The organism is Microbacterium sp. (genome assembly GCF_031180975.1).
Classification (GTDB): Bacteria; Actinomycetota; Actinomycetes; order Actinomycetales; family Microbacteriaceae; genus Microbacterium.
In genome coordinates, this window is sequence record NZ_JAPSLI010000002.1 from 38,334 (window position 1) to 61,298 (window position 22,965).

Annotated in this window: 22 protein-coding genes; 13 read left to right on the forward strand and 9 right to left on the reverse strand. The window is 69.9% G+C overall.

What is annotated here, in order from left to right; genetic code table 11:
- Positions 1 to 15: 15 nt before the first annotated feature.
- The 5 genes from coaD to mutM all read left to right on the forward strand — a co-directional run bounded on the left by coaD (position 16) and on the right by mutM (position 2,934).
- A complete protein-coding gene (gene coaD / locus RIF65_RS03275; RefSeq protein WP_309064456.1) occupies positions 16 to 513 on the forward strand; it encodes a pantetheine-phosphate adenylyltransferase in 498 nt (165 codons plus the stop codon).
- 125 nt (positions 514 to 638) lie between these two features.
- Positions 639 to 1,133 (forward strand): YceD family protein, encoded by a 495-nt coding sequence (locus RIF65_RS03280; protein ID WP_309064455.1) that lies wholly within the window; start codon positions 639 to 641, stop codon positions 1,131 to 1,133.
- 2 nt (positions 1,134 to 1,135) lie between these two features.
- Complete coding sequence (gene rpmF / locus RIF65_RS03285) at positions 1,136 to 1,345, forward strand: 50S ribosomal protein L32 (RefSeq protein WP_127818873.1); 210 nt, start codon at positions 1,136 to 1,138, stop codon at positions 1,343 to 1,345.
- Between the two features lie 10 nt (positions 1,346 to 1,355).
- The gene (gene rnc, locus RIF65_RS03290; protein ID WP_309064454.1) at positions 1,356 to 2,048 is read left to right on the forward strand and encodes a ribonuclease III; all 693 of its coding nucleotides are present in this window, start codon (positions 1,356 to 1,358) and stop codon (positions 2,046 to 2,048) included.
- Complete coding sequence (gene mutM, locus RIF65_RS03295) at positions 2,041 to 2,934, forward strand: bifunctional DNA-formamidopyrimidine glycosylase/DNA-(apurinic or apyrimidinic site) lyase (protein WP_309064453.1); 894 nt, start codon at positions 2,041 to 2,043, stop codon at positions 2,932 to 2,934. Before rnc ends, mutM begins: the two co-directional genes overlap by 8 nt.
- A gap of 117 nt (positions 2,935 to 3,051) precedes the next feature.
- Here mutM and RIF65_RS03300 read toward each other — a convergent pair whose 3' ends face one another.
- From RIF65_RS03300 to RIF65_RS03310, 3 genes are read right to left on the reverse strand one after another with little or no spacing between them, the layout of a single operon-like run.
- On the reverse strand, positions 3,052 to 4,140 hold the full coding sequence (locus RIF65_RS03300; protein ID WP_309064452.1) for a GNAT family N-acetyltransferase: 1,089 nt from the start codon (positions 4,138 to 4,140) through the stop codon (positions 3,052 to 3,054).
- Positions 4,137 to 5,234: a GNAT family N-acetyltransferase gene (locus tag RIF65_RS03305; protein WP_309064451.1), complete on the reverse strand. Its 1,098-nt coding sequence runs from the start codon at positions 5,232 to 5,234 to the stop codon at positions 4,137 to 4,139. The genes RIF65_RS03300 and RIF65_RS03305 overlap by 4 nt, the downstream gene beginning before the upstream one ends.
- A 13-nt stretch (positions 5,235 to 5,247) precedes the next feature.
- Positions 5,248 to 5,541, reverse strand: coding sequence for a hypothetical protein (locus tag RIF65_RS03310; protein ID WP_309064450.1), 294 nt, complete (start codon positions 5,539 to 5,541; stop codon positions 5,248 to 5,250).
- Between the two features lie 520 nt (positions 5,542 to 6,061).
- Here RIF65_RS03310 and smc point away from each other — a divergent pair.
- The 3 genes from smc to RIF65_RS03325 all read left to right on the forward strand — a co-directional run bounded on the left by smc (position 6,062) and on the right by RIF65_RS03325 (position 11,159).
- Complete coding sequence (gene smc / locus RIF65_RS03315) at positions 6,062 to 9,586, forward strand: chromosome segregation protein SMC (RefSeq protein ID WP_309064449.1); 3,525 nt, start codon at positions 6,062 to 6,064, stop codon at positions 9,584 to 9,586.
- A gap of 158 nt (positions 9,587 to 9,744) precedes the next feature.
- Positions 9,745 to 10,620 (forward strand): signal recognition particle-docking protein FtsY, encoded by an 876-nt coding sequence (gene ftsY / locus RIF65_RS03320; protein ID WP_309064448.1) that lies wholly within the window; start codon positions 9,745 to 9,747, stop codon positions 10,618 to 10,620.
- A gap of 38 nt (positions 10,621 to 10,658) precedes the next feature.
- Positions 10,659 to 11,159 (forward strand): DUF2004 domain-containing protein, encoded by a 501-nt coding sequence (locus RIF65_RS03325; RefSeq protein WP_309064447.1) that lies wholly within the window; start codon positions 10,659 to 10,661, stop codon positions 11,157 to 11,159.
- Between the two features lie 66 nt (positions 11,160 to 11,225).
- On the opposite strand, the gene lipA is transcribed toward RIF65_RS03325, so the two are convergent.
- Positions 11,226 to 12,215, reverse strand: a complete 990-nt coding sequence (gene lipA, locus RIF65_RS03330) for a lipoyl synthase (RefSeq protein ID WP_309064446.1) — start codon at positions 12,213 to 12,215, stop codon at positions 11,226 to 11,228.
- A complete protein-coding gene (gene lipB / locus RIF65_RS03335; protein WP_309064445.1) occupies positions 12,212 to 12,853 on the reverse strand; it encodes a lipoyl(octanoyl) transferase LipB in 642 nt (213 codons plus the stop codon). The genes lipA and lipB overlap by 4 nt, the downstream gene beginning before the upstream one ends.
- 106 nt (positions 12,854 to 12,959) lie before the next feature.
- Here lipB and RIF65_RS03340 point away from each other — a divergent pair, with 106 nt between their 5' ends.
- The 4 genes from RIF65_RS03340 (at position 12,960) to ffh (ending at position 16,319) form a co-directional block, all read left to right on the forward strand.
- Positions 12,960 to 13,544: a TetR/AcrR family transcriptional regulator gene (locus tag RIF65_RS03340; RefSeq protein WP_309064444.1), complete on the forward strand. Its 585-nt coding sequence runs from the start codon at positions 12,960 to 12,962 to the stop codon at positions 13,542 to 13,544.
- A gap of 72 nt (positions 13,545 to 13,616) precedes the next feature.
- Complete coding sequence (locus RIF65_RS03345) at positions 13,617 to 14,252, forward strand: hypothetical protein (RefSeq protein WP_309064443.1); 636 nt, start codon at positions 13,617 to 13,619, stop codon at positions 14,250 to 14,252.
- The gene (locus tag RIF65_RS03350) at positions 14,249 to 14,755 is read left to right on the forward strand and encodes an RNA polymerase sigma factor (RefSeq protein ID WP_309064442.1); all 507 of its coding nucleotides are present in this window, start codon (positions 14,249 to 14,251) and stop codon (positions 14,753 to 14,755) included. Before RIF65_RS03345 ends, RIF65_RS03350 begins: the two co-directional genes overlap by 4 nt.
- Positions 14,756 to 14,768: 13 nt before the next feature.
- The gene (gene ffh / locus RIF65_RS03355) at positions 14,769 to 16,319 is read left to right on the forward strand and encodes a signal recognition particle protein (RefSeq protein ID WP_309064441.1); all 1,551 of its coding nucleotides are present in this window, start codon (positions 14,769 to 14,771) and stop codon (positions 16,317 to 16,319) included.
- Positions 16,320 to 16,420: 101 nt separating this feature from the next.
- Here the strand turns inward: ffh and glpK are convergent, their stop codons facing one another.
- The 3 genes from glpK to RIF65_RS03370 all read right to left on the reverse strand — a co-directional run bounded on the left by glpK (position 16,421) and on the right by RIF65_RS03370 (position 20,515).
- Positions 16,421 to 17,935, reverse strand: coding sequence for a glycerol kinase GlpK (glpK, locus tag RIF65_RS03360; protein WP_309064440.1), 1,515 nt, complete (start codon positions 17,933 to 17,935; stop codon positions 16,421 to 16,423).
- Between the two features lie 33 nt (positions 17,936 to 17,968).
- On the reverse strand, positions 17,969 to 18,721 hold the full coding sequence (locus tag RIF65_RS03365; RefSeq protein WP_309064439.1) for an MIP/aquaporin family protein: 753 nt from the start codon (positions 18,719 to 18,721) through the stop codon (positions 17,969 to 17,971).
- 84 nt (positions 18,722 to 18,805) lie between these two features.
- Positions 18,806 to 20,515, reverse strand: coding sequence for a glycerol-3-phosphate dehydrogenase/oxidase (locus tag RIF65_RS03370; protein WP_309064438.1), 1,710 nt, complete (start codon positions 20,513 to 20,515; stop codon positions 18,806 to 18,808).
- Between the two features lie 105 nt (positions 20,516 to 20,620).
- On the opposite strand from RIF65_RS03370, the gene RIF65_RS03375 reads away from it, so the two are divergent.
- The gene (locus tag RIF65_RS03375) at positions 20,621 to 21,598 is read left to right on the forward strand and encodes a sugar-binding transcriptional regulator (RefSeq protein ID WP_309064437.1); all 978 of its coding nucleotides are present in this window, start codon (positions 20,621 to 20,623) and stop codon (positions 21,596 to 21,598) included.
- A gap of 26 nt (positions 21,599 to 21,624) precedes the next feature.
- Here RIF65_RS03375 and RIF65_RS03380 read toward each other — a convergent pair whose 3' ends face one another.
- The gene (locus RIF65_RS03380) at positions 21,625 to 22,770 is read right to left on the reverse strand and encodes a glutamate--cysteine ligase (RefSeq protein ID WP_309064436.1); all 1,146 of its coding nucleotides are present in this window, start codon (positions 22,768 to 22,770) and stop codon (positions 21,625 to 21,627) included.
- Positions 22,771 to 22,965: the final 195 nt, after the last annotated feature.

Here is a 22,965-nt window from a genome sequence, read left to right on the forward strand (position 1 = left end):
ACAGAAGGAGTCGATGTGAACAGCCGGATCGCCGTCGTCCCTGGCTCCTTCGACCCGCCCACCCTCGGCCACCTCGACGTGATCCGCCGAGCGGCGCGCCTCTATGACGAACTGCACGTGCTCGTCGTGCACAATCCGGGCAAGGAGGCGATGCTGCCGATCGCGCAGCGCCTCAGCCTGCTCGAGCAGTCCATCGCCGACGCCGGCATCGGCGGTCACATCATCGTCGGGTCGTGGAGCATGGGTCTGCTCGTCGACTACGCGCGCGACGTGAACGCGGGCGTGCTGGTGAAGGGCATCCGCTCGCAGGTGGACGTCGCGTACGAATCGCCGATGGCGATCGTCAACCGGCACCTCGCCGACATCGAGACGGTGTTCCTGCTGCCCGACCCCGCGCACGCGCTGGTGTCCAGCTCGCTGGTGCGGCAGGTGGCGTCGCTCGGCGGCGACGTGTCGCCGTTCGTGCCGCCGGCGGTGGCCGCGTTCCTCGACACCGGCGCGCGAGGGCTCTGAACACCCCTCCGACGGCTCTTCCGGCCCTCGGACGCTGTGCCGGCGGGTAGCATGGCGGGGTGAAATCCCGAGTGAACGGCCCCTTCGTCCTGCCCGTGCGCGACATCGTCCGCAAGCCGGGGGAGATGCGCGAGCACCGCTTCCAGGTCACCCTTCCCGAGAAATGGGGGGAGGGGATCGTCGTGGTCGAGGAGGGCGAGACCGTCGACCTCGACGTGCGTCTGGAGTCCGTGCACGAGGGCATCCTGGTGTCCGGGACGGCGGATTCCGACTACACCGGAGTGTGCGGACGCTGCCTCACCGACATCACCGCGCCTGTCGAAGTCGAGTTCCAGGAGCTTTTCGCGTATCCTGGTGAGGAAGAAACTGACTTCGAGGTTCAAGACGACCACGTGGATCTTGAAACTCTCGTCAGGGATGCGATCGTGTTGTCGCTTCCATTTCAGCCGGTGTGTCAGCCGGACTGCCCGGGTCTCGACCCGAACACGGGCGAGAAGCTGACCGGAAGCGCCGGAGCAGAGAGCACCGCTCCCATCGATCCTCGGTGGAGCGCGCTCCGACAGATCACAGACCAGGACGGCGAGGCAGATGGCCGCGCCGCCGAGAAAGAAGAGAGCTAGTAATGGCTGGTAACCCCCCGAAGCGCAAGGTCTCCCGTTCGAACACGCGCAGCCGTCGCGCCCAGTGGAAGGCCGAGGCACCCACTCTGGTGAAGACCGTCGAGAACGGCAAGGTCGTCTACAGCCGCCCCCACCAGGCGAAGGTCGTCACCGACTCGCAGGGCACCGAGCTGTTCCTCGAGTACAAGGGCCGCAAGGTCGCCGACGTCTGATCCGGCGATCGTGACGGAGGTCCCTGCGGGGGAGAGGCCTCTCACCGAGGAGCTCGGCGTCGACATCGACGAGCAGCTCCTCGAACGAGCTCTGACGCATCGTTCCTACGCGTACGAGCACGGCGGCATCCCGCACAACGAACGGTTGGAGTTCCTCGGCGACTCCGTGCTCGGGCTCGCGGTGACGGTGATGCTGTTCACGACGCACCCCGACCTCGACGAGGGGGAACTGGCGAAGCGGCGCGCGAGCGTCGTCTCGACCGTCGCCCTCGCCGAGGTCGCCCGCGGCATCGGGCTGGGCCGGCATCTCCGGCTCGGTCGCGGTGAAGAGCTCACCGGCGGCCGCGACAAGGACTCGATCCTCGCCGACACGATGGAGGCCGTCTTCGGTGCCGCCTTCCTGTCGGCCGGCCCGGACGCCGCCACCGAACTCGTGCTGCGGCTGACCGCACCGCTGCTGGCCGACCCGGAGCGGTACGGTGCGGCGATGGATCCCAAGACGAGCCTGCAGGAGCTCGCCGCCCGCCTGGGCTGCCCGCCGCCGATGTATTCGGTCGTGTCGGCCGGACCGGACCACGACCGGGTGTTCACCGCCACGGTCACCGTGGGCGAGCTCGCCTGCACCGGACAGGGCAGCAGCAAGAAGACCGCCGAGATGTCGGCCGCTCTCACCGCATGGCGGCAGCTCAGCGACCGTGCCTGAGCTGCCCGAGGTCGAGGTCGTCCGCTCCGGTCTCGCACCCGCCGTCGTGGGTGCCAGGATCGCCGCGGTCGACGTCTTCGACGAGCGGGCCCTGACCCGACATCCCGGCGGCGCCGTCGACTTCGTCGGCCGGCTGGAGGGGCGGTCGATCACCGCCGCCGCGCGCCGGGGCAAGTTCCTCTGGATGCCGCTGGACGGCGACGATGAGGCGATCATCGCCCACCTCGGCATGAGCGGGCAGATGCTGCTGCGGGCGCCGGATGCCGGAGCCGAGCGCCACGAGCGGGTCCGCGTGCACATCGAGCATCCGCAGCACGGCCGGCTCGCCGTGGTGTTCTCCGACCAGCGCACGTTCGGCTCCCTCGCCGTCGACCCGCTGCTGCCCACCGCCGACGGGGCGCCCGGCGGCTTCGGCAGCGACGTGCCGCGTGCGCCGTCGCAGGTGGCGCACATCGCCAGGGACCCGCTCGACCCCGCCTTCGACGAGCGTCGATTCACGGATGCCGTCCGCGGCCGCTCCAGCGCGATCAAGCGCATCCTGCTCGACCAGACGCTGGTCAGCGGCATCGGCAACATCTACGCCGACGAGTCGTTGTGGGCCGCACGGATCCACCCCGAGACCCACGGCCGCGCCCTCTCCGCCCAGGCGGTGCGCCGCCTGATGGGTGAGGTGCGACTCGTGCTGCAGAAGGCCCTCGCCGAGGGTGGCACCAGCTTCGACGCCCAGTACGTGAACGTTAACGGGCAGGCCGGGTACTTCGCGCACTCGCTCAACGCGTACGGGCGCGGCGGCCGGCCGTGCCCGCGCTGCGGCGGCCCGATCCGCCGCGAGGCGTTCATGAACCGGTCGTCGCACTACTGCCCGCGCTGCCAGCGCCGCCGCTGACCCCGGCGTGCCGCCGGCCCGCCCGCCGAGTGCACGGCATCGCGCCGAGTGCACGGCATGCCGGCGTCGGCAGACCGTGCACTCGGCGGCTTCCCGTGCGCTCGACGAATCGACCGCTCAGTCCAGCCGCTTCTGCCAGGCCGCGGCGTAGGAGACGGGCACGAAGCCGATCGCCTCGTTGATGTCCAGCATCGGACGGTTCTCCTCGGCGTTGAACGTCAGCACCCGCGGCGACTCCGGCGCGATCCCGCGCCAGCGCAGCAGGTTCGCGCACTTCACGATCGTCCCGATCCGGTGTCCGCGGTGCTCCTTAAGCACGAGCGTCCCGAACTGGTGGGTGACACCGGTCAGGTCGGAGCCGATCACCAGCTGGTTGTACGCCACCAGTGCCCCGGACGGGACGTGCTCCACCGCGGCGACCGACACGGTCTGCCCGCTGTCGGCGAACCGCTTGTCGCGGCGCTGCACGCGTTCGGCATCCCACTGCTCCTCGTCCACGGCGAGGTCACCGCTGGGAACGTCGGTCGCCAGCCGTGACAGCACACGCGCATAGCCGTCCTGCAGCTCGGGCGGCGTCGGCAGCGTCCACGACACGATCCGGTAGTCCGGCCCCGCCACGGCCAACGCGTCGGCGAGCCGCGCCTCGACCGGGGTCAGGTCTCCGCGCAGGTCGAACTCGCTGGTGCGCTCGACCTGCTCCAGCTGCATGCCCGCCGTCTCCAGCGCCGTGCTGAGCTCGGTTTCGTGCACCCGCCCCCACCCCGTCGCCGGGACCAGAGCGCGCCCGGTCCCACCGGGCCGGTGCAGCGTCCAGGTCTGCAGGCTTGTGCGTCCGAGCTGCCGAGCTTCGTCCTCCGCAAGTGCCAGCAGCGCCTCCTCGACGCCCTGGCCCCAGGCATCCGGCTCCACCAGCAGATCGAACTCGGCGGTCGTGGCGCCCTCCTCCTGCGGAAGCGACAGCGTCACGGTCCCGACGATCCTGCCCTGCAGGTGGGCGATGAAGCCGCTCTGCAGACGGTCGGTGGAATCCAGCCAGTCCGGCAGCAACTCCTGCGCCGGCGGCGCGAGCTCGGCGATGCCGGCATCGTGCTCGCACACGCGGCGGTTCAGCTCCGCGTACGCGAGGAAGTCCGCCGCGTCCGCCGCGTCCAGCGACGCGGGTACGGTGAGCGGGGTGATGGTGAGCTCGTCGGTGAGCGTCGTCATGTCAGATCCTTCTTCCAGGCGCCTTCGTAGGCGACGGGGGTGAAGCCGATGGCCTCGTTGATGGAGAGCATGGGCCGGTTCTCCTCGGCGTTGTAGGTGATCACCTTCGGCGAAAGCGGATGCCGCTGCCGCCAGCCGAGCAGCCCGGCGGTCTTGACGAGCATCCCGAGCCGGTGGCCGCGGTGGTCGGCGAGCACGAGCGTGTCGTGCTGGTGGGTGGCGGATGCCGGATTCGCCGCCGTCATCGCCAGCTCGTTGAACGCGCACAGTTCGCCGGTGCCGACGTGCTGGGCGGCGGTGACGAGCACCGTCCACCCCTTCTGCGCGTAGCGTTCCTCGTGGCGGGCGACGCGGTCGGCATCCCAGACCTCCTCCGGAAGGCCGAGGTCGGCGTCCGGGACGTCCGTCGACATCCGCGACTTCATCCACGCGTAGCCCTCCACCCACTCCGAAGGCGTGGGCAGCGTCCACTGCACGACGCGGTACTCCGTCGCATGGCGCGCGGCCTCATCCCGCAGTGCGGACAGGTGTGCGGCGGTGCCGTCGGTCCACACCAGCGCGCTGGCGCGCTCCACCTGCTCCAAGCGGTAGCCGTTGGCGGCCAGGAATCGGGCGGAACGGTCGGCGGGCACGGTGCCGAACCCGGTCGGCGAAGCCAGCGGCGTCCGCCCCGGGCCGTCGTCGTGGTGCTCGCTCCAGTGCAGCAGGCTGCGCACTCCGGCGTCACGCGCGATGCGTTCCACATGCGCGTACGCGGCGGAGCCGATGCCGCGCCCGGCGACCTCGTCGAGCAGTGCGACGATGGCGAGCGCCATGCGTCCACCGTCGTCCTTGAGGATGTCCAGAGCACAGCATCCGACGATCCGGCCGTCGAGTTCGACGTACCACTGGCGCCGCTCCTGGTCCGGCGTGGTGTACAGCGTCGGCAGCAGCTCCTCGGCGGTGAGCGCGTCGTCGTCGCGGCCGGTGGACTCCAGGATCGTCGCGTTGCGCACGGCGGCGTACTCGCGGATCAGCGGGGAGGTCCCCGCATCCGCCCGGGCCGGAAGCTCGAGCGGATGCAGGGTCGCTCCTGCGGGAAGGGGGATCGACATGGCGTCTCCTCGGTCAGAGCAGCCGACGCTGCAGGTCGAACGTGAGCAGGGCCATGGCTTCGCGCCCGTCGATCCGGGGCCGTTCGGGCGGGGGCGCGAGGCGCTCCTCGCGTTCGACCGCGCGGATCCCGCGGTGCAGGAGCCACAGGCCGATGCGGAAGCTGAGACGCTCAGCCGGCGTCAGCCGGCGCTGCTCGTCCTGGGCGGGGATGGTGAGGATCTGTCGATCCCCGGTATCCGGCGGGTGCGCCGTGCTGCGGCCCGTCTCGGGGGTGCGTTCCATGGTGGTCGGCAGAGTCGTGTTCACGATCGTGCTCTTTCTGTCGGTTGATTCGGCGCGGAAAGGCGCGGACGGATGCCGGGACATCGCGTAGGCGATGCGCATCCGAGGGGAGGGCGCGTGCGGCACGGAAGGCGCGACGCGGCGAGGAGGCCCGAAGAGGGCGGAGGGCGACGCTCGGAGAGCGGACGCGGACCGTCACCGGAACAGGAGTCCGGTGTGCGGTCGGGCAGCGGCGAGTGCTGTTGCTAGCAGGCGCTGCGGACGCCGACGGAGGTCACCGAGAGGTGGCGGAGTGCCGTGTACACGGGCGACCCGTTCCAGCCGGTGTGGCGGGGGTCGAGCTTCGTGATCATCATCGGTTACCTCCTTTCAGGGCGATCGGTGAGTCACGTTAGCGAGAGTTCTCAGCTCGCGTCAAGCTTTTTCTTTCCGGCTCGGCGTGTCGCGCGGTTGTGAAGCGGATTTTCGCGGCGCGGGAGCCGAGCCGGCACAGCGCCTTCGGGTAGCGTAGGCGCGTGATCCACCCGACCCCGAAGGCGCCGTCATGCATCTGAAGAGCCTGACGCTGAAGGGCTTCAAGTCGTTCGCGCAGCCGACCACCTTCGTGTTCGAGCCGGGGGTGACCTGCATCGTCGGCCCGAACGGCTCCGGCAAGTCGAACGTGGTCGACGCGCTCGCCTGGGTGATGGGGGAGCAGGGGGCGAAGACTCTCCGCGGCGGCAAGATGGAGGACGTCATCTTCGCGGGCACCTCCACCCGCGGGCCGCTCGGCCGCGCCGAGGTGCAGCTCACCATCGACAACAGCGACGGGGCGCTGCCGATCGAATACTCCGAGGTGACGATAAGCCGTACCCTGTTCCGCAACGGATCCAGCGAGTACGCGATCAACGGTTCCAGCTGCCGTCTGCTCGATGTGCAGGAGCTGCTGAGTGACTCAGGCCTGGGCCGAGAGATGCACGTCATCGTCGGTCAGGGCCGGCTGGACACCGTGCTTCAGGCGTCGCCCGAGGACCGGCGCGGGTTCATCGAGGAGGCGGCAGGCATCCTCAAGCACCGCCGGCGCAAGGAGAAGACCCTCCGCAAGCTGGACGCGATGGAGACCAACCTCACCCGGCTCAGCGACCTGGCCGGCGAGATCCGGCGTCAGCTGAAGCCACTGGGGCGGCAGGCCGAGATCGCCCGCGAGGCACAGACCATCGCCGCGGTCGTGCGCGACGCCAAGGCGCGGCTGTTCGCGGATGACGTCGTCGCACTCCGGACCGCCCTGGCCGACCACACCCGCACCGAGCACGAGCGGCACACCGAACGGCTGGTGCTGTCCGAGCAGCTCGATGCGGTGCGCGCGGGCATCCAGCGCCTCGAGCAGCAGCAGAACTCGGCTGCGGTCGACGAGGCCCGTCGCGTCGCGTTCGGACTGGAGCAGGTGCAGGAGCGCACCAGGAGCCTGTTCACACTCGCCAACCAGCGTCTCGCCCTGCTCGGCAACGAGGACGACGACGCGGTCACCGCGATCACCGTCACGCAGGACACCATCGACGAGGCGAAGGACGAGATCACGCGCATCTCCGAGGGCCTCGGCGACGCGCAGGATGCCGCCGCCGCTGCGAGCCGGGAGGTGGTGAACGCCCGCGCGGAGCTCGACACCCTCGATGTCGACATCGCCGAACAGAGCGCCCTGGTGTCGGAGTACGACATGCGTCTCACGGCGCTGCGCGGGAACGCCGACGCCGCGGCATCCGCTCTGGCGGCGGTGCGCGGCGCAGTGCTGCGCCAGGAGAACGCGCTCGAGGCCGCGCACACGCGCCGCCGGGAGGCGGCCGAGGCGCTGGAGGCCATCGAGGACGCCGAGGCTCCAGACGGCTCCGCCGCCGAGTACGCCGCCGCCTACGAAGAGGCGCAGAAGCAGGTCGTCGCGGCGGAGGCCGACCGCGACGCGCTGCGCGAACGGCTGCACGACGCCGAACGCGAAGCCGACGCGTTGACCGCCAAGGCCGCCGCGCTGAGCAGTGCTCTCGCTCTCTCCGGCGGGGCCGCCGAGATCGTCGCCTCCGGCGCCGCCGGCGTGCGCGGCCTGGTCGGCGACTCGGTGCAGGTGCAGCCCGGCTACGAGGCCGCCGTCGCCGCCGTGCTGGGACCCCTCGCGGAGGGCGTGCTCGTCGACGGCCAGGACGAGGCGTTCAGGCTGGTCTCGACCGGAGGCGCGCGCGGGACCGTCGACTTCGTGATCGCCGAACCGCCGGCATCTGTGCCCGAGCCGGTGGCGGCCGTCGCCGGCACCGTGCCCGCGGTCGGCGTCGTCGACGCGCCGACCGGCGTCCGCGGCATCCTGGCCCACGTCCTCATCGCCGACGACCTGCCGTCGGCGAGGGCGGCGCGGGCAGAGCTGGATGCCAGGAAGGACACCACCACGACCGTGGTGACCCGCACCGGCGAGGTAATCACCGCACACACCGTGCGCGCCGGCTCCGGTGAGGCGTCACGGCTCGAGCTCGCCGCCGAACGGGATGCCGCGACCGAGCGTCTCGCGGAGGTCCGGGTCATCGTGGACAGCCTGCGTGAGGCGCGTGTGGACGCGACCGACCGCGTCGAGCACGCGCGACGCGCCTCGAAGGACGCGCTGCGGGCACTGCGCGAGCATGATGCCGCGCTCGCCACGCACACCGAGCAGGTCAACCGGGTCACCGTGCAGTTCGAGGCGGCATCCGCCGAGTGCGAGCGGCTGGAGGCGGGACTCGCGCAGGCGCAGGCGGCGGTCGCCGACGCCGAGCAGGCGGCCGCGCAGGCGAAGGCCGAGCTCGAGGATGCCGAATCCGCGCCGCGACCGGTTCTCGACGCGTCCGCCCGCGACGGCCTGCTGGAGGCGCTGGAGGCGGCCCGCGAAGGCGAGGTGCGTGCCCGGCTCGAGGTGGAGACGCTGCGCGAACGGGTGCGCGCCGCGCAGGCGCGCGTGGTCACCCTGGAGCGGCAGCGCGAGCAGGAGCGGGAGGCGGCCGCCGAGGCGGCGCGCCGCGCCGTCATCCGCCGTGCGCAGCGCGCCGCGGCATCCGCCGTCGCTGAGGAGCTGCCCCGTGTGCTCGACTCGATCGACCGATCCGTCACCGAGGCGAGGGTCGCGCTGGCCGAGGCCGAGGCGGAGCGCTCCGCCCACAACGAGGAACTCGTCGCCCTCCGCGCTCAGGAGACCTCACTGCGCGAACGGCTGGCGGGGCTCACCGAGAGCGTGCACGGGCTGGAGCTGCAGATCCACGAGAAGAAGCTGCACCTGACGAGCCTGCTCGAGCGGGTGGCATCCGAACTCGCGCTCGACGAGGACGTACTGGTCGCCGAATACGGCCCCGACCAGCCGGTTCCGCGGGACCCCGGCGCGGAGGACGAATCCGAGGACACCGCGATCCCCTTCGATCGGCGCATTCAAGAGCGGCGTCTCAAGGATGCCGAGCGCAAGCTCGCCCAGCTGGGCCGGGTCAATCCGCTGGCGCTCGAGGAGTTCGCCGCGCTGGAGCAGCGGCACAAGTTCCTCACCGAGCAGCTCGCCGACCTCACCAAGACCCGCCAGGACCTGCTCACGATCATCGCCGAGCTCGACGAGCGGATGCAGACGATCTTCGCCGCCGCGTTCGAAGACACCAAGCAGGCGTTCGGCGAGGTGTTCCCGCTGCTGTTCCCCGGCGGATCCGGCAGCATCTCGCTCACCAACCCCGACGACATGCTGACGACGGGCATCGAGGTCGCGGTCCGGCCGGTCGGCAAGAAGATCGAGCGGCTGTCGCTGCTCTCCGGCGGCGAGCGGTCGCTGGCGGCGGTGGCACTGCTGGTCGCGATCTTCAAAGCCCGCCCCAGCCCGTTCTACATCCTCGACGAGGTCGAGGCGGCGCTCGACGACGCCAACCTGGGCCGATTGCTCACCGTGTTCGAACAGCTGCGGGAGAGCTCGCAGCTGCTGATCATCACGCACCAGAAGCGCACCATGGAGATCGCGGACGCCCTGTACGGGGTGTCGATGCGCCAGGACGGCGTGTCCGCGGTGGTCGGTCAGCGGGTGGGGGAGCGCGCTGCGGCCGCGAGCTGAGGCCATCTGCGCGGGCCCCACCGCGTGCCGGCTCCGGAGAACCCCGGACCGTCCGGACTGTGTAAGGCGTGTCGTGTCGCGACACGCCTTGCTTCGCGCCCATGATCCGGATTCTCCAGCGGTCAGGGGATGGCGGGCCCTGGCCGTAGGCTGGAGTCATGGCGGAGAAGTCCTGGTCACTCGGTCGCGCACTGCGCGGCATGTTCGTCAAGCCCACGATCGACGAGACGACGTGGGAGGACCTGGAGACGGCGCTCATCACCGCGGACTTCGGTCCGTCGATCACCGAGCAGCTGCTCGACGAGCTGCACGAGAAGGTCGACCGCTACCGCACCACCGACCCCCGCGACCTGCAGCGCATGCTGCGTGAATCGCTCGAGGAACGCTTCGCGAAGTTCGACACCACGCTGAAGCTGTCGGAGCGTCCGGCCGTGGTGCTGGTGGTCGGCGTGAACGGCGTGGGCAAGACCACCACGATCGGCAAGTTCACCAAGTTCCTGCGCGGCTACCAGCGCAGCGTGGTCGTCGGCGGGGCGGACACGTTCCGGGCTGCGGCCGTCGACCAGCTCGCCACCTGGGCGCAGCGCGCCGGCGCCGCGATGGTTCGGCCGCAGCATGAGGGCCAGGATCCGGCATCCGTCGCGTACCAGACGGTGGAATACGCCAAGCAGCAGGGCATCGAGATCGCCATCATCGACACCGCCGGCCGCCTGCACACCAAAGGCGGGCTCATGGACGAGCTGTCGAAGGTGCGCCGCGTCATCGAGAAACAGGCCCCGATCAGTGAGGTGCTGCTCGTGCTCGACGCCACGACCGGTCAGAACGGCGTGCTCCAGGCGGAGGCGTTCCTGCAGCACGCGGGTGTGACGGGGCTCGTGATCACCAAGCTCGACGGCTCCGCGAAGGGCGGTTTCGTGCTCGCCGTGCAGGAGCGCACCGGCATCCCGGTGAAGCTGCTCGGGCAGGGCGAGGGCATCGACGACCTGACCGGTTTCACGCCCCACGTGTTCGTCCAGTCGCTCGTCGGCGCGTAGGACTACCGTCCTGCCCCCTCGGCTGGTTTCATAGCGATATGGCGATCGAACACGACTACTTCGGGGTCCTCTCCGCAGGTCCCGACGGAGCGATCTTCTGGAGCGAGAGGGTCGATTTCGGTGACCAGTCCGTCACCGTCGACCTCACCGCGCCCGATCAGGACGACGTGTCGATCGACGCCCTCGACGTCGCCGCCGCGCTGATCTCGGGTATCGAGAATCTGGATGCCAACGTGCGGCGCGCCATGCTGGCGGAGGTCGACGACCGCACCAGCGAGGTGACGGAGTACATCCTGCAGCAGCAGGAGGCCTACGGCGACGAGCTGGAGCAGGTGCTGGTCGACATCAGCGGCGACGCTGCGGTCGACATCATCCGCTCGCTGCGGTTCGCGAGCATGACGATCCTCGCCGACGAGCACGGCGGGTCGGAGCCGTTCGCGGTTCTGGAGTACGCCCTCGATGCTGATGCCACCGACGACGTGCTCCTGGTCAACCTCGGCTCCGACGGCGCCGTGCTGTCGGTGATGAGCGCCGACTGATCCCGCGCTCCGGGCTTGCCCGGTAGTCCGGCCGGCACCGCCGGAGGCGAGCGGGACGAAGCGCCGTCAGACGGCCTGAGCGAAGCCCAGATCGGCGCTCTCGGCGATGTGCGCCAGGTGCGGCGGGATCTCGCGCCCCTTGGAGAGCATGGACTGTGCCCAGAGACGACCGGCGCGGTACGAGGAGCGCACCAGGGGACCGGCGAGCACGCCGAGGAACCCGATCCGCTCCGCCTCCTCCTTGAACTCCACGAACTCGGCCGGCTTCACCCAGCGCGCGACCGGCAGGTGCCGCGGCGACGGACGCAGGTACTGCGTGATCGTGATGATGTCGCAGCCGGCGTCGTGCAGGTCCTGCAGCGCCTGCACGACCTCCTCCGGCTCCTCGCCCATTCCGAGGATGAGGTTCGACTTGGTGATGAGCCCCGCCTGGTGCCCCTGGGTGATGACGTTGAGGGAGCGCTCGTACTTGAACGCGGGACGGATGCGCTTGAAGATGCGCGGCACCGTCTCGACGTTGTGCGCGAACACCTCGGGTCGGGCGTCGAAGATCTGACCCAGGAAGGCCGGGTCGGCGTTGTGCTCGTTGGCGAGCAGCTCGACGCCGGTGTTCGGGTTCAGCTCGTGGATCTTGCGCACCGTCTCGGCGTTCAGCCAGGCGCCGGTGTCGGGCAGATCGTCGCGGGCCACGCTGGTGACCGTGGCGTAGCGCAGGCCCATCCGCTGCACGCTCTCGGCGACGCGGCGGGGCTCGTCGGTGTCGTACTCGGCGGGCTTTCCGGTGTCGATCTGACAGAAGTCGCATCGGCGGGTGCACTGCGAGCCGCCGATGAGGAAGGTGGCCTCCTTGTCCTCCCAGCACTCGAAGATGTTCGGGCAGCCGGCCTCTTGGCAGACGGTGTGCAGCCCCTCGTCCTTCACCAGCGAATGCAGGGCGGTGTACTCCGGGCCCATCTTCGCCTTGGTCCGGATCCATTCCGGCTTGCGCTCGATGGGCGTCTCGGCGTTGCGGATCTCCAGGCGCAGCAGCTTGCGGCCCTCGGGCGCGGCGCTCATGCGGCCACCTCCGTCGCGTACTCGGCCGTGAAGGCGTCGGACACGGCCTGCACGATGTCGGAGGGCGAGACCGCACTTCCGGTCACCTCGCTGATCGTCGTGACGCCGGCATCGGTGATCCCGCACGGGATGATGCCGCGGAAGGCGGCCAGCGAGTTGTCGCAATTGATCGCGAAACCGTGCATCGTCACGCCCTGCTGCACCCGGACCCCGATCGCGGCCACCTTGTCCTCGGAGAGCGGACGGCGTACCCACACGCCGCTGCGGCCCTCGACCTGGTAGCCGTCGACGCCGAGCGGACGCAACACGTCGATGAGCAGGCGCTCCAGACGGCGCACATGCGCCACGACGTCCATCGGCTCCGGCAGGCGCACGATCGGGTACCCGACCAGCTGACCAGGGCCGTGCCAGGTGATCTTGCCGCCGCGGTCGACGTCGACCACGGGCGTGCCGTCCTTCGGACGCTCGTGCGGCTCGGTGCGCTTGCCCGCCGTGTAGACGGCCTCGTGCTCGAGCAGCAGCAGCGTGTCGGGGCGGGTGCCGGCGACCACCTCTCGGTGGACGCGACGCTGCAGCTCCCACCCCTCGAGGTACGGCACGAAGTCGGGCGCCAGGCCCGCGATCTGGATGTCCAGCATGAAAGTCCTTCGCGGTTGTTGGATCGTGTCCAAGAAAACGACTCGGGACAACATTACGCCTCCGGATGGGAGAGCGCGCGCATCCCGGCCCCGATACGCTGATCCCATGGGAACCGCTCCGAGAGCAGGACGGCCGCGCGTCTCGTCGCGCGAGACGCTCGCCGAGGCTGCGTGCGAGCTGTTCCTCGAGCAGGGGTACGACGCCACCTCCATCCTCGAGATCACCCGCCGCGCCGGCGTGAGCCGGTCCAGCTTCTTCAACTACTTCTCGTCGAAGAGCGACGTGCTGTGGTCGGGCTTCGACGAGCGGCTCGACGCGGTGCTGCTCGCGCTGGCCGCGCTGGGGACGGATGCCACCGGCGACGGTGTCTGCGCGGCGCTCGACCTCCTCGTGCAGGATTTCGCGCCGGACCCGCTCGCCCTGGCGTTCCGCAACGCCCAGGCAATGGGACTGGAGGAGGAACTGCTGCGCGACGCCGGGCTGCGGCACGCTCGGATCGCCGCGGGTGTCGCGGCCGCCGCCCGATCCGCCGGCATCGGTGTGATCCGTGCGGACATCCTGGGCGCGGCCTACGCCGCCGCGGTCATGTCGTCGCTGCGGGTCTGGGCGGAGCAGGGGGCCGGACAGGCGTCGCTCGAGGAGCAGTTCCGCGGCGCGCTGCGCAGCATCCACGATCTTCCCTGGGGCTGATCGCGCACCTGCGCGGACATTTCACCCCGTGGCGGACAGGTACGGAGTGAACCCGCTCTGAAGGAGGCGCTCATGTCCGACCCGCTGGATGACCTGCTCGACCGTTCCGCTCCGCCGCTGGCCGACCGCGGCGCCGGGCGAGATGCGGCGCTGCGCCTGATGGGGGTGGACGCCCGGGACACCGTGCGGCCCCGCCTGCCCGTCCGACGTCGAAGCGCCGTGCTGGGCGGCGTGCTCGCCGCGGTACTGGTGGGCGGTGCGGGGGTGGCGGCGGCGAACTCGGACTGGTCGTGGATCGCCGGTCTCGAGAACCCGCATCACAGCTACACGTACACGTCGCCGACCTGGGGGCAGTGCGAGCTCCGGTTCGCCTATGACACAGTGACGCCCTGGGAGCGCTCCGACGTCGATCGGATCGTCGACGGCGTCTTCGCCGACCCTGACCTGCAGGTGAAAGCGGAGCCGCTGGTCGACAAGCATCTCGCTCGCATCGAGGCCGAGCAGGCCACCCGGCCGGATGAGAAGGCGGACCCGCGCACTCCCGACCTGAACGTCTGGCACGCGAGCGAGCAGGCCGTTTTCGAGCTCATGCACGACGCGCTGGCTGCGCACGGGTATCTCCCGGACAGCGGCGCAGGCATCGCCGGCGGCACGAGTCAGGTGCACTGCGAGCACGAGGACTGGGGCGGCGAAGGCGGCGAGCAGTGACCCGCTCCGACGCCGATCGGCGGCTCATCGCCGCCTTCGAGACCAACGCCGCCGATCTGCTCGCGTACCTGGAACGGCGCGTTGGACCGGATGACGCCGCCGACCTGCTCGGCGAGACCATGGTCGTCGCCTGGCGGCGGGTGAAGCACCTGCCCGGTGATCCCGAACCCGCTCGGATGTGGCTGTTCGGCATCGCACGCGGCACACTGCTGAACCACGCGCGCGGGCAGCGACGGCGATGGGCCCTCGCCGACCGGATCCGTGTCCAGTCCCGGGAGTCGGCGGCATCCCCCGGCGCCGACGAGGGTGCCGACGTGCGTGACGCGATCGAACGGCTCGACGCGGAGCTCGCAGAATTGGTGCGCCTCGTGCACTGGGACGGGTTCTCGCTCGCGGATGCCGCCGCGCTGCACGGCATCCCGGCATCCACCGCCAGAGGACGCTACCAGCGCGCGAAGGAGCAGCTCCGCGCCGCGCTGAGAGCGGAGGCGCCGCTCGCGTAGAATCGGAGGCACCATGGCTACCTTTGGCACGCTCTCCGACCGGCTCACCGAGACCTTCCGCAACCTCCGCACGAAGGGGAAGCTCACGCCGGCCGACGTCGACGGCACCGTCCGCGAGATCCGCCGGGCCCTGCTGGACGCCGACGTGGCTCTCGCCGTGGTGAAGGACTTCACCGCCAAGGTGCGCGAGCGTGCACTCGGTGACGAGGTCAGCAAGGCGCTCAACCCGGCGCAGCAGGTCGTGCAGATCGTCAACGAGGAGCTGGTGGGGATCCTCGGCGGCGAGCAGCGCCGCCTCGTCTTCGCGAAGACCCCGCCGACGGTGATCATGCTCGCCGGTCTCCAGGGATCGGGTAAGACCACCTTCGCCGGGAAGCTGGCGAAGCAGCTGGAGTCGGAGGGGCACACCCCGCTGCTCGTGGCGGCAGACCTGCAGCGCCCGAACGCGGTCACCCAGTTGCAGGTGGTCGGTGAGCGCGCGGGTGCCGCGGTGTTCGCGCCGGAGCCGGGCAACGGCGTCGGCGACCCGGTGCGCGTCGCGCAGGACGGCGTCGCATACGCCCGGCGCCAGCAGCACGACGTGGTCATCATCGACACCGCGGGACGTCTCGGCGTAGACGCCGAACTGATGAAGCAGGCCTCTGACATCCGCAAGGCCACCGACCCGGACGAGGTGCTCTTCGTCATCGACGCGATGATCGGACAGGACGCGGTCAACACCGCCAAAGCGTTCCAGGAGGGCGTCGACTTCACCGGTGTCGTGCTGTCGAAGCTCGACGGCGACGCCCGCGGCGGTGCTGCGCTGTCGGTGGCGTCGGTCACCGGTCGCCCCATCATCTTCGCGTCGACGGGCGAGAACCTCGAGGACCTCGAGCCGTTCCACCCCGACCGCATGGCGAGCCGCATCCTCGACCTCGGCGACATCCTCACCCTCATCGAGCAGGCCCAGCAGGCGTTCGACGAGGAGGAGGCGCGCAAGGTCGCCGAGAAGCTCGCGACCGAGGCCTTCACCCTCGAGGACTTCCTCGACCAGCTTCAGCAGATGAAGAAGATGGGCTCGATGAAGAAGATGCTCGGGATGCTGCCCGGCATGGGCCAGATGAAGCAGCAGCTCGAGGACTTCGACGAGCGCGAGATCGACCGCACAGAGGCGATCATCCGCTCGATGACACCCGCCGAGCGGCGCAACCCGAAGATCCTGAACGGCTCGCGCCGACTGCGCATCGCCCGAGGCTCGGGAATGACCGTCACCGACGTGAACCAGCTCGTGCAGCGGTTCGAGCAGGCCGCGAAGATGATGAAGACAGTGGCCCGCGGTGGCATGCCGAACATCCCCGGCATGGGCCCCGTGCCCGGCATGGGACGGCCCGGCGCGTCGGGCAAGCGCGGCAAGAAGGGCAAGGCGAAGGGCGGATCGCGCTCGGGCAACCCCGCGAAGCGGGCGGCCGAGAACGCCGGTCTCGCCACCACCGCCCCCACAGGGTCCGGCTTCGGCCTCGGCGGCCAGCAGGCTCCCAGCGAGGCCGACCTAGCCGAGATCCAGAAGCTGTTCGGCAAGGGCTGACCCGGCCTCACCCGCACCGGAACGTGAGAGACACCCGCACCGGAACGTGAGAGAGGCGGGCCCGGGGCACGACCCCGGACCCGCCCCTCAGTGAAGCGAGATCACTTCACGTCGTCGTCGACCCAGTCCATCGACTTCGTGACAGCCTTGCGCCACAGACGCAGCTGACGGTCGCGCTCGGCCTCGTCCATGCTCGGCTCCCAACGCTTGTCCTCCTGCCAGTTCTCGCGCAGGTCGTCCAGGCCGTTCCAGAAGCCGACCGCCAGACCGGCGGCGTAGGCCGCGCCCAGCGCGGTGGTCTCGGCGACGACCGGGCGCACCACCGGCACTCCCAGCACATCGGCCTGGAACTGCATGAGCGCGTCGTTGGCCACCATGCCGCCGTCGACCTTCAACTCGGTGAGGTCGACTCCGGCATCCGCGTTCACCGCGTCGAGGACGTCGCGCGTCTGGAACGCGACCGCCTCGAGAGCGGCACGGGCGATGTGGTTCTTGTTCGCGTAGCGGGTGAGGCCGACGATCGCACCCCGGGCGTCAGGTCGCCAGTACGGTGCGAACAGGCCCGAGAAGGCCGGCACGATGTACACGCCGCCGTTGTCGTCCACCTGGCGCGCCAGCTCCTCGACCTCGGGGGCGGAGGAGATGATGCCCAGCTGGTCCCGCAGCCACTGAATCAGCGACCCCGTGACGGCGATCGAACCCTCCAGCGCGTAGTGCGTCGGGCCGTCGCCCAGCTTGTAGCCCACCGTGGTGAGCAGGCCGTTCTTCGACCGCACGATCTCCTCGCCGGTGTTGAAGATCAGGAAGCAGCCCGTGCCGTACGTGTTCTTGCTCTCGCCGGTGTTGAACGCCGCCTGTCCGAATGTCGCCGCCTGCTGGTCTCCCAGGATGCCGGCGATGGGGGTCTCCCGCAGCAGGGAGGAGCTCTCCGCGGCGCCGTAGACCTCCGACGAGGAGCGGATCTCCGGCATCATCGAGCGCGGCACGCCGAACGCCTCCAGGATGTCGTCACGCCACTCCAGGGTCTCGAGGTCCATGAACATGGTGCGCGACGCGTTGGTCACGTCCGTGGCGTGCACGCCGCCCTCGATGCCGCCGGTCAGGTTCCACAGCACCCAGCAGTCGGTCGTGCCGAACAGCAGGTCCCCGGCCTCCGCCTTCTCTCTGGCGCCCTCCACGTTCTCCAGGATCCAGGTGATCTTGGTGCCCGAGAAGTACGTCGCCAGCGGCAGGCCGACGACATCCTTGAACCGGTCGCCGCCGCCGTCCGCCGCGAGGCGGTCGACGATCTCCTGCGTGCGCGTGTCCTGCCAGACGATCGCGTTGTAGACCGGTTTGCCGGTCGTCTTGTCCCAGACGACGGCGGTCTCGCGCTGGTTGGTGATGCCCACCGCCGCGATGTCGTGCCGGGTCAGATCGGCGCGGCTGAGGGCCAGCCCGATCACCTCCTGCACGTTCCGCCAGATCTCCAGCGGGTCGTGCTCCACCCAGCCGGCCTTCGGCAGGATCTGCTCGTGCTCCTTCTGTCCCGTGGCGACGATGCTGCCCTTGCGATCGAAGATGATCGCGCGGCTGGAGGTCGTGCCCTGGTCGATGGCGATGACGTAGTCGGCCATGTTCTTCTCCTTTGAATTCGGCTTCGGTGCGGATCAGGCCAGCGAAAGCAGCGCGGGCGCGGCGAGAGCGGCGAGAGCTCCGCCGACGAGCGGGCCGACCACGGGGACCCAGGAGTACGCCCAATCGCTCGAGCCCTTGCCCTTGATCGGCAGGATGGCGTGCGCGATGCGGGGCCCGAGGTCACGCGCGGGGTTGATGGCGTATCCGGTGGGGCCACCGAGCGAGGCGCCGATGCCGACCACGACGAGCGCGACAGGCAGCGCGGTCAGCGGGCCGAGGCCGCCGGGGGTGCCGACCTCGATGTCGCCGTAGTCGGCGAACGCGAAGATCGCGAACACCAGCACGAAGGTGCCGATGATCTCGGTGATCAGGTTGTGGCCGTAGGAGCGGATCGCCGGTCCGGTCGAGAAGACGCCCAGCTTGTTGGCAGGGTCCGCCTCGACGTCGAAGTGCTGGCGATACGCGGCCCAGGTGAGCACCGCGCCGAGAATCGCTCCGACCATCTCCGCGGCGAACGCCACGAGGAACATCGTGAAAGTGATCTTGCCGGCGATCAGCAGGCCGATGCCGACGGCGGGGTTGAGGATCGCTCCGGAGTAGGCGGAGACGAGGACACCGACGAAGACCGCCAGGCCCCATCCCCAGTTGACCATCAGGAACCCGCCGCCGAAGCCCTTGTTCTTCGCCAGCGCGACATTGGCCACCACGCCGCAACCGAGCAGGATGAGCATCGCGGTGCCCACCATCTCGGAGAGGAAGTAGAGACCGAGATTGACGTCAGTCATGTCTTCATTGACCTTTCTTCGCTCGCGGCGGGTGTCGCCGGAGCATCTTCAACAGGATCCGCCCGGTAGGACGGACTGCGCCGCTCAGGGGCGGGCAGGCAGGGGGATCGACAGCCCGTGGGCGTCGTTCAGCAGTTCGATCGTGGTGCGCAGCTCGGATGCGCGCTGCTCGGCCGACCAGCCGAGGATCTCGCCGAGCGCGTCTGCGATCTCCTCGAGCACCGCCCCGTCGGCGTCTCCGACGAACGCGATGCTGGTGCGGCGCAGCACGATGTCAGCGAGCCGGACCACCAGCTCGTGGTCGACCATCCACTGCAGTTCGCGCGTCGACAGCGCTCCGCCGGCGAGCGGGCGGTCCTCACCCTGCCGGACGAAGTCCCACACCTCGGCGGCGCGCGTGCCGTAGCGGACCAGCAGCTGGTCGCCCCGCTCCGCGGCGCCGGGGAGGTTGCTCTTCTTCCACGCCTCCCTGGCGCGGACGGTCCGGGGGAACCCGTGCCCGCCGCCGATCGGCATCCCGGCGGTGGACGTCTTCCGCGGGCGGTCGAGCAGACCCAGCACGCGGTCGGAGAGCGCCTCGCCGAGCGCGCGGAAGGTCGTCCACTTGCCCCCGACCAGGCTGAGCAGCGGCACCTCGCCGCTGTCGTCGAGTTCGACGCGGTAGTCGCGGGAGACGAAGCCGGGCGCGGTGTCCTCGTGGCGGGGGAGCGGGCGGATGCCGGAGAAGCGGAACACGATCTGCTCGCGGGACACCGGGATCTTCGGGAAGACGTGGTGGATGAGGTCGAAGAAGTAGTCGATCTCCTCCTCGGTGCAGCGGGCCGGCTGACGGGGGTCGGCGTCGATGTCTGTGGTTCCGACGAGCACGCGGCCCTTGAGCGGGTAGATCAGCACGATGCGACCGTCGGAGTGCTCGAAGAAGATCTCCCTGCCCTGCGTCGCGGCGAGCAGCTCGGGGTGATCCAGGACGATGTGCGAACCCTTGGTGCCGCCCATGAAACGGGTCTCGGTGCCGAGCGCCTCGTTCGTGAGGTCGGTCCACGGGCCGGAGGTGTTCACCACCACGTCGGCGGCGACGGTGAACTCGTCGCCCGACTGGCGGTCGCGCAGCACGATCTCCCGGCCGCGTCGGCCGATGGCCTCGACGTAGTTGACCGCGTAGGAGTCCTCGTTCGCGGAGCGCCCGTCCTGCAGCACGTCCAGGGCGAGCCGCTCCGGATCGTGCATGGAGGCGTCGTAGTACGTGGCGGTGTACTTGATGTCGGTGTCGAGCGCGGGAAGCTCCGCCAGCGACCTCCGGCGACCCAGGAAGCGGTGCCGCGGCACCGACCCGCCGTCGCGCGAGAAGGTGTCGTACAGCACGAGGCCGGCCTTGATGAGCACCGCCCCGCGCTCCTGCGGCTTGCCGCTGCGGTGGGTGAGGAAGCGCAGCGGGGCGGCGAGGATGCCGGAGAAGGTGGAGTAGATCGGAATGGTCGTCTGCAGCGGCTTGACGTAGTGCGGTGCGATGCGCAGCAGCCCGTTGCGCTCCTGCACCGATTCCCGCACCAGGCGGAACTCGCCGTTCTCCAGATAGCGGATGCCGCCGTGGATCATGTGGCTCGACGCGGCCGAGGCGCCGGAGGCGAAATCGTTGCGTTCCACGAGCACGGCGTCGACGCCCTGCAGGGACAGATCGCGGAACAGGGAGATGCCGTTGATGCCGCCGCCGATGATGAGGACTGTCGTCCTTCCGGCATCCTTCACTGCTGCCAGCTGCGCGTCCCGGCGCGAGGTTCGTGTCGAATCGATCATCATCGACCCCTCCCTTTCGTTCCCGGCACCAGACTCGACCCGACCGAGTGTGGTGCGCAAGCACAGTGCACATATGTGCAAGGCTGTGGAGCGGGGAGGTCGGGGATGTCTGAGCACGATGAACGCCGGGTGCGTGACGGAAAGGTCATCGCGGCGCTGACGGCGGCGAAGCTCTACTACATGCAGGACATGACCATGGAGGCGATCGCGCGCGAGCTCGGCACGTCGCGGTCGTCGGTGTCACGGCTGCTGTCCTACGCCCGCGACACGGGGCTGGTGGACATCCGGGTCAACTCGCCGTTCGATCGGGCGGGATCTATCGAACAGCGCATCCGCGAGCGATTCCGGATCGTCGCGCACGTCGTCCCGATGCCCGCGGTCGTGAACGAGGTCGAGCGGATGGAGCGGGTGGCGCTCACGGCCGGCCGGCTGCTGTCACAGTTCATCGACTCGAACATGGTCGTCGGCATCGCCTGGGGCTCGACGCTGAGCATGGTGAGTCGGTCGCTGGTGCAGAAGGACACCCACAACACCACATTCGTGCAGCTCAATGGCGCGGGAAACACGCAGACCAGCGGAGTGGAGTACTCCAGCGACATCCTGCAGCGCTTCGGCCAGGCGTTCGGCGCGCAGGTCGAGCAGTTCCCGGTGCCGGCGTTCTTCGACAACCCGGACACGCGTGAGGCGATGTGGCGCGAACGCAGCACGCTGCGTGTGCTGTCCTTCCAGGCGAAGATGGACATCGCGGTGTTCAGTCTCGGCTCGCCGTCCGCGGAGGTGCCGAGCCGCGTGTACGTGGGCGGGTACCTCAGCCGTGAGGACTACCGCAGCCTCAACGAGGACGGCGCGATCGGTGACGTCGCCACCGTGTTCTTCCGGGCCGACGGCAGCTGGCGCGACATCCGCCTGAACGCCCGTGCCACCGGGCCCGACCTCGACCGCCTGCGACGGGTGCCGCGCCGGGTGTGCATCGTCTCGGGCGCGGCCAAGCTGCCGTCCCTGCGCGCGGCGATCGCAGCGGACGCGATAACCGATGTCGTCCTCGACGAGAACCTGGCGAGGATGCTGGCAGAGCAGCCCTGAACGCGGCCGCGAGCCTCAGCTGGGGCTCACCGGGCGGACGACGCCGGACCCTCGCGGAACTCCCGGATGAGGTGCTGCACGACCTGGCGCAGGTCGCCGTCGGCCGCGTCCGCCGCGGCCACCTGCCGGGCATAGCTCGCCCCGCCGGCGAGGATGTCCGAGATGCCAGCGAGCTCGGCGGAGCAGTCCAGTTCGCCGGCGATGGGGGAGAGGTCCTCCACGGCGGCGGCGATGTGGTCGCGCACCGGCACCTGCGACCCCGCGGCGTCGACGATCACCCGCGCGTCGAGGCCGTACCGGGCGGCCCGCCACTTGTTCTCGCGATGGAACCAGGGCGGCATCGTCGCCAGTGTGCGCCCCTGGTCCATCTCGCGGGAGAAATGCTCCACCAGGCACTGCGTGAACGCGGCGATCGAGGCCAGTTCGGTGAGGGTCGACATGCCGTCGCAGGCGCGAACCTCGACCGTCCCCCACCGTGGTGCGGGCCGGATGTCCCAGCGCACCTCGGAGACGTCGGCCATGACCCCGGTGCGGACCATGTCGTCGAGGTAGCGCTCGAAATCGGCCCAGGTGTGCAGCGCCCACGGCAGTCCGGCAGTGGGCAGCTGCTGGAACACCAGCGCACGGTTCGACGCGTAGCCGGTCCGCTCACCCGCCCAGTACGGGCTGGACGCCGACAGCGCCTGCAGATGCGGCAGGAAGTCCGACAGGGCACCGATGATCGGCAGCACCTTGTCGCGGTCCTCGACGCCGATGTGCACGTGGATGCCCCAGATCATCATGTTGCGACCCCACCACTGGGTGCGCTCGATGAGGGTGCGATAGCGGGTCTTGTCGGTGACGCGCTGATTGAACCACTGCGCGAACGGGTGGCTGCCGGCGGACAGCAGCTCGATTCCGGCGGGGTCGGTCGCCGCCCGCACCGCGGCGATGGCGGATGCCACGTCGCCGACGGCCTCTGCGACGGTGGCGCCCACGCCGCTGGTCACCTCGATCGTGTTCGTCAACAGCTCGCCGGTGACGGTGTAGCGCTCGTCGGCGCTCTGCGGCTCGAGCGCCGCCAGCAGCTCGGGTGCGCGGCCGACGAGATCACCGGTGGCGGGGTCGGCGAGCATGATCTCCCACTCGAGCCCGACGGTGGAGCGGGCGGAGGGCGCGAATTCCAGCGGCACGCGCTCAGTCTGACACGCGCGATCCCGCCCACGCACGGGGCGCGTGTCTCATTTCGCGCCGTGACCCGGCATCTGGCAGAATGGAGGGTCGGACGACATGCTCGACCCTCTATCCAGCATCCGTCCACCCTCAGAGCTTCCGCCGGGTGTGCACCCCACGCTCCAGGCGACCGGTTCGTTTCCTTCCACACCACT

Bases quoted from the DNA above. Each gene is read 5' to 3' on its own strand.
- rpmF (WP_127818873.1), top strand. From the start codon at position 1,136: ATGGCTGGTAACCCCCCGAAGCGCAAGGTCTCCCGTTCGAACACGCGC.
- RIF65_RS03340 (WP_309064444.1), top strand. From the start codon at position 12,960: ATGGGAACCGCTCCGAGAGCAGGACGGCCGCGCGTCTCGTCGCGCGAG.
- RIF65_RS03345 (WP_309064443.1), top strand. From the start codon at position 13,617: ATGTCCGACCCGCTGGATGACCTGCTCGACCGTTCCGCTCCGCCGCTG.
- lipB (WP_309064445.1), bottom strand. From the start codon at position 12,853: ATGCTGGACATCCAGATCGCGGGCCTGGCGCCCGACTTCGTGCCGTAC.
- RIF65_RS03370 (WP_309064438.1), bottom strand. From the start codon at position 20,515: ATGATCGATTCGACACGAACCTCGCGCCGGGACGCGCAGCTGGCAGCA.
- RIF65_RS03300 (WP_309064452.1), bottom strand. From the start codon at position 4,140: ATGACGACGCTCACCGACGAGCTCACCATCACCCCGCTCACCGTACCC.
- RIF65_RS03325 (WP_309064447.1), top strand. From the start codon at position 10,659: ATGGCGATCGAACACGACTACTTCGGGGTCCTCTCCGCAGGTCCCGAC.
- lipA (WP_309064446.1), bottom strand. From the start codon at position 12,215: ATGAGCGCCGCGCCCGAGGGCCGCAAGCTGCTGCGCCTGGAGATCCGC.
- RIF65_RS03375 (WP_309064437.1), top strand. From the start codon at position 20,621: ATGTCTGAGCACGATGAACGCCGGGTGCGTGACGGAAAGGTCATCGCG.
- glpK (WP_309064440.1), bottom strand. From the start codon at position 17,935: ATGGCCGACTACGTCATCGCCATCGACCAGGGCACGACCTCCAGCCGC.
- smc (WP_309064449.1), top strand. From the start codon at position 6,062: ATGCATCTGAAGAGCCTGACGCTGAAGGGCTTCAAGTCGTTCGCGCAG.
- ftsY (WP_309064448.1), top strand. From the start codon at position 9,745: ATGGCGGAGAAGTCCTGGTCACTCGGTCGCGCACTGCGCGGCATGTTC.
- RIF65_RS03305 (WP_309064451.1), bottom strand. From the start codon at position 5,234: ATGTCGATCCCCCTTCCCGCAGGAGCGACCCTGCATCCGCTCGAGCTT.
- RIF65_RS03280 (WP_309064455.1), top strand. From the start codon at position 639: ATGCGCGAGCACCGCTTCCAGGTCACCCTTCCCGAGAAATGGGGGGAG.
- RIF65_RS03365 (WP_309064439.1), bottom strand. From the start codon at position 18,721: ATGACTGACGTCAATCTCGGTCTCTACTTCCTCTCCGAGATGGTGGGC.
- ffh (WP_309064441.1), top strand. From the start codon at position 14,769: ATGGCTACCTTTGGCACGCTCTCCGACCGGCTCACCGAGACCTTCCGC.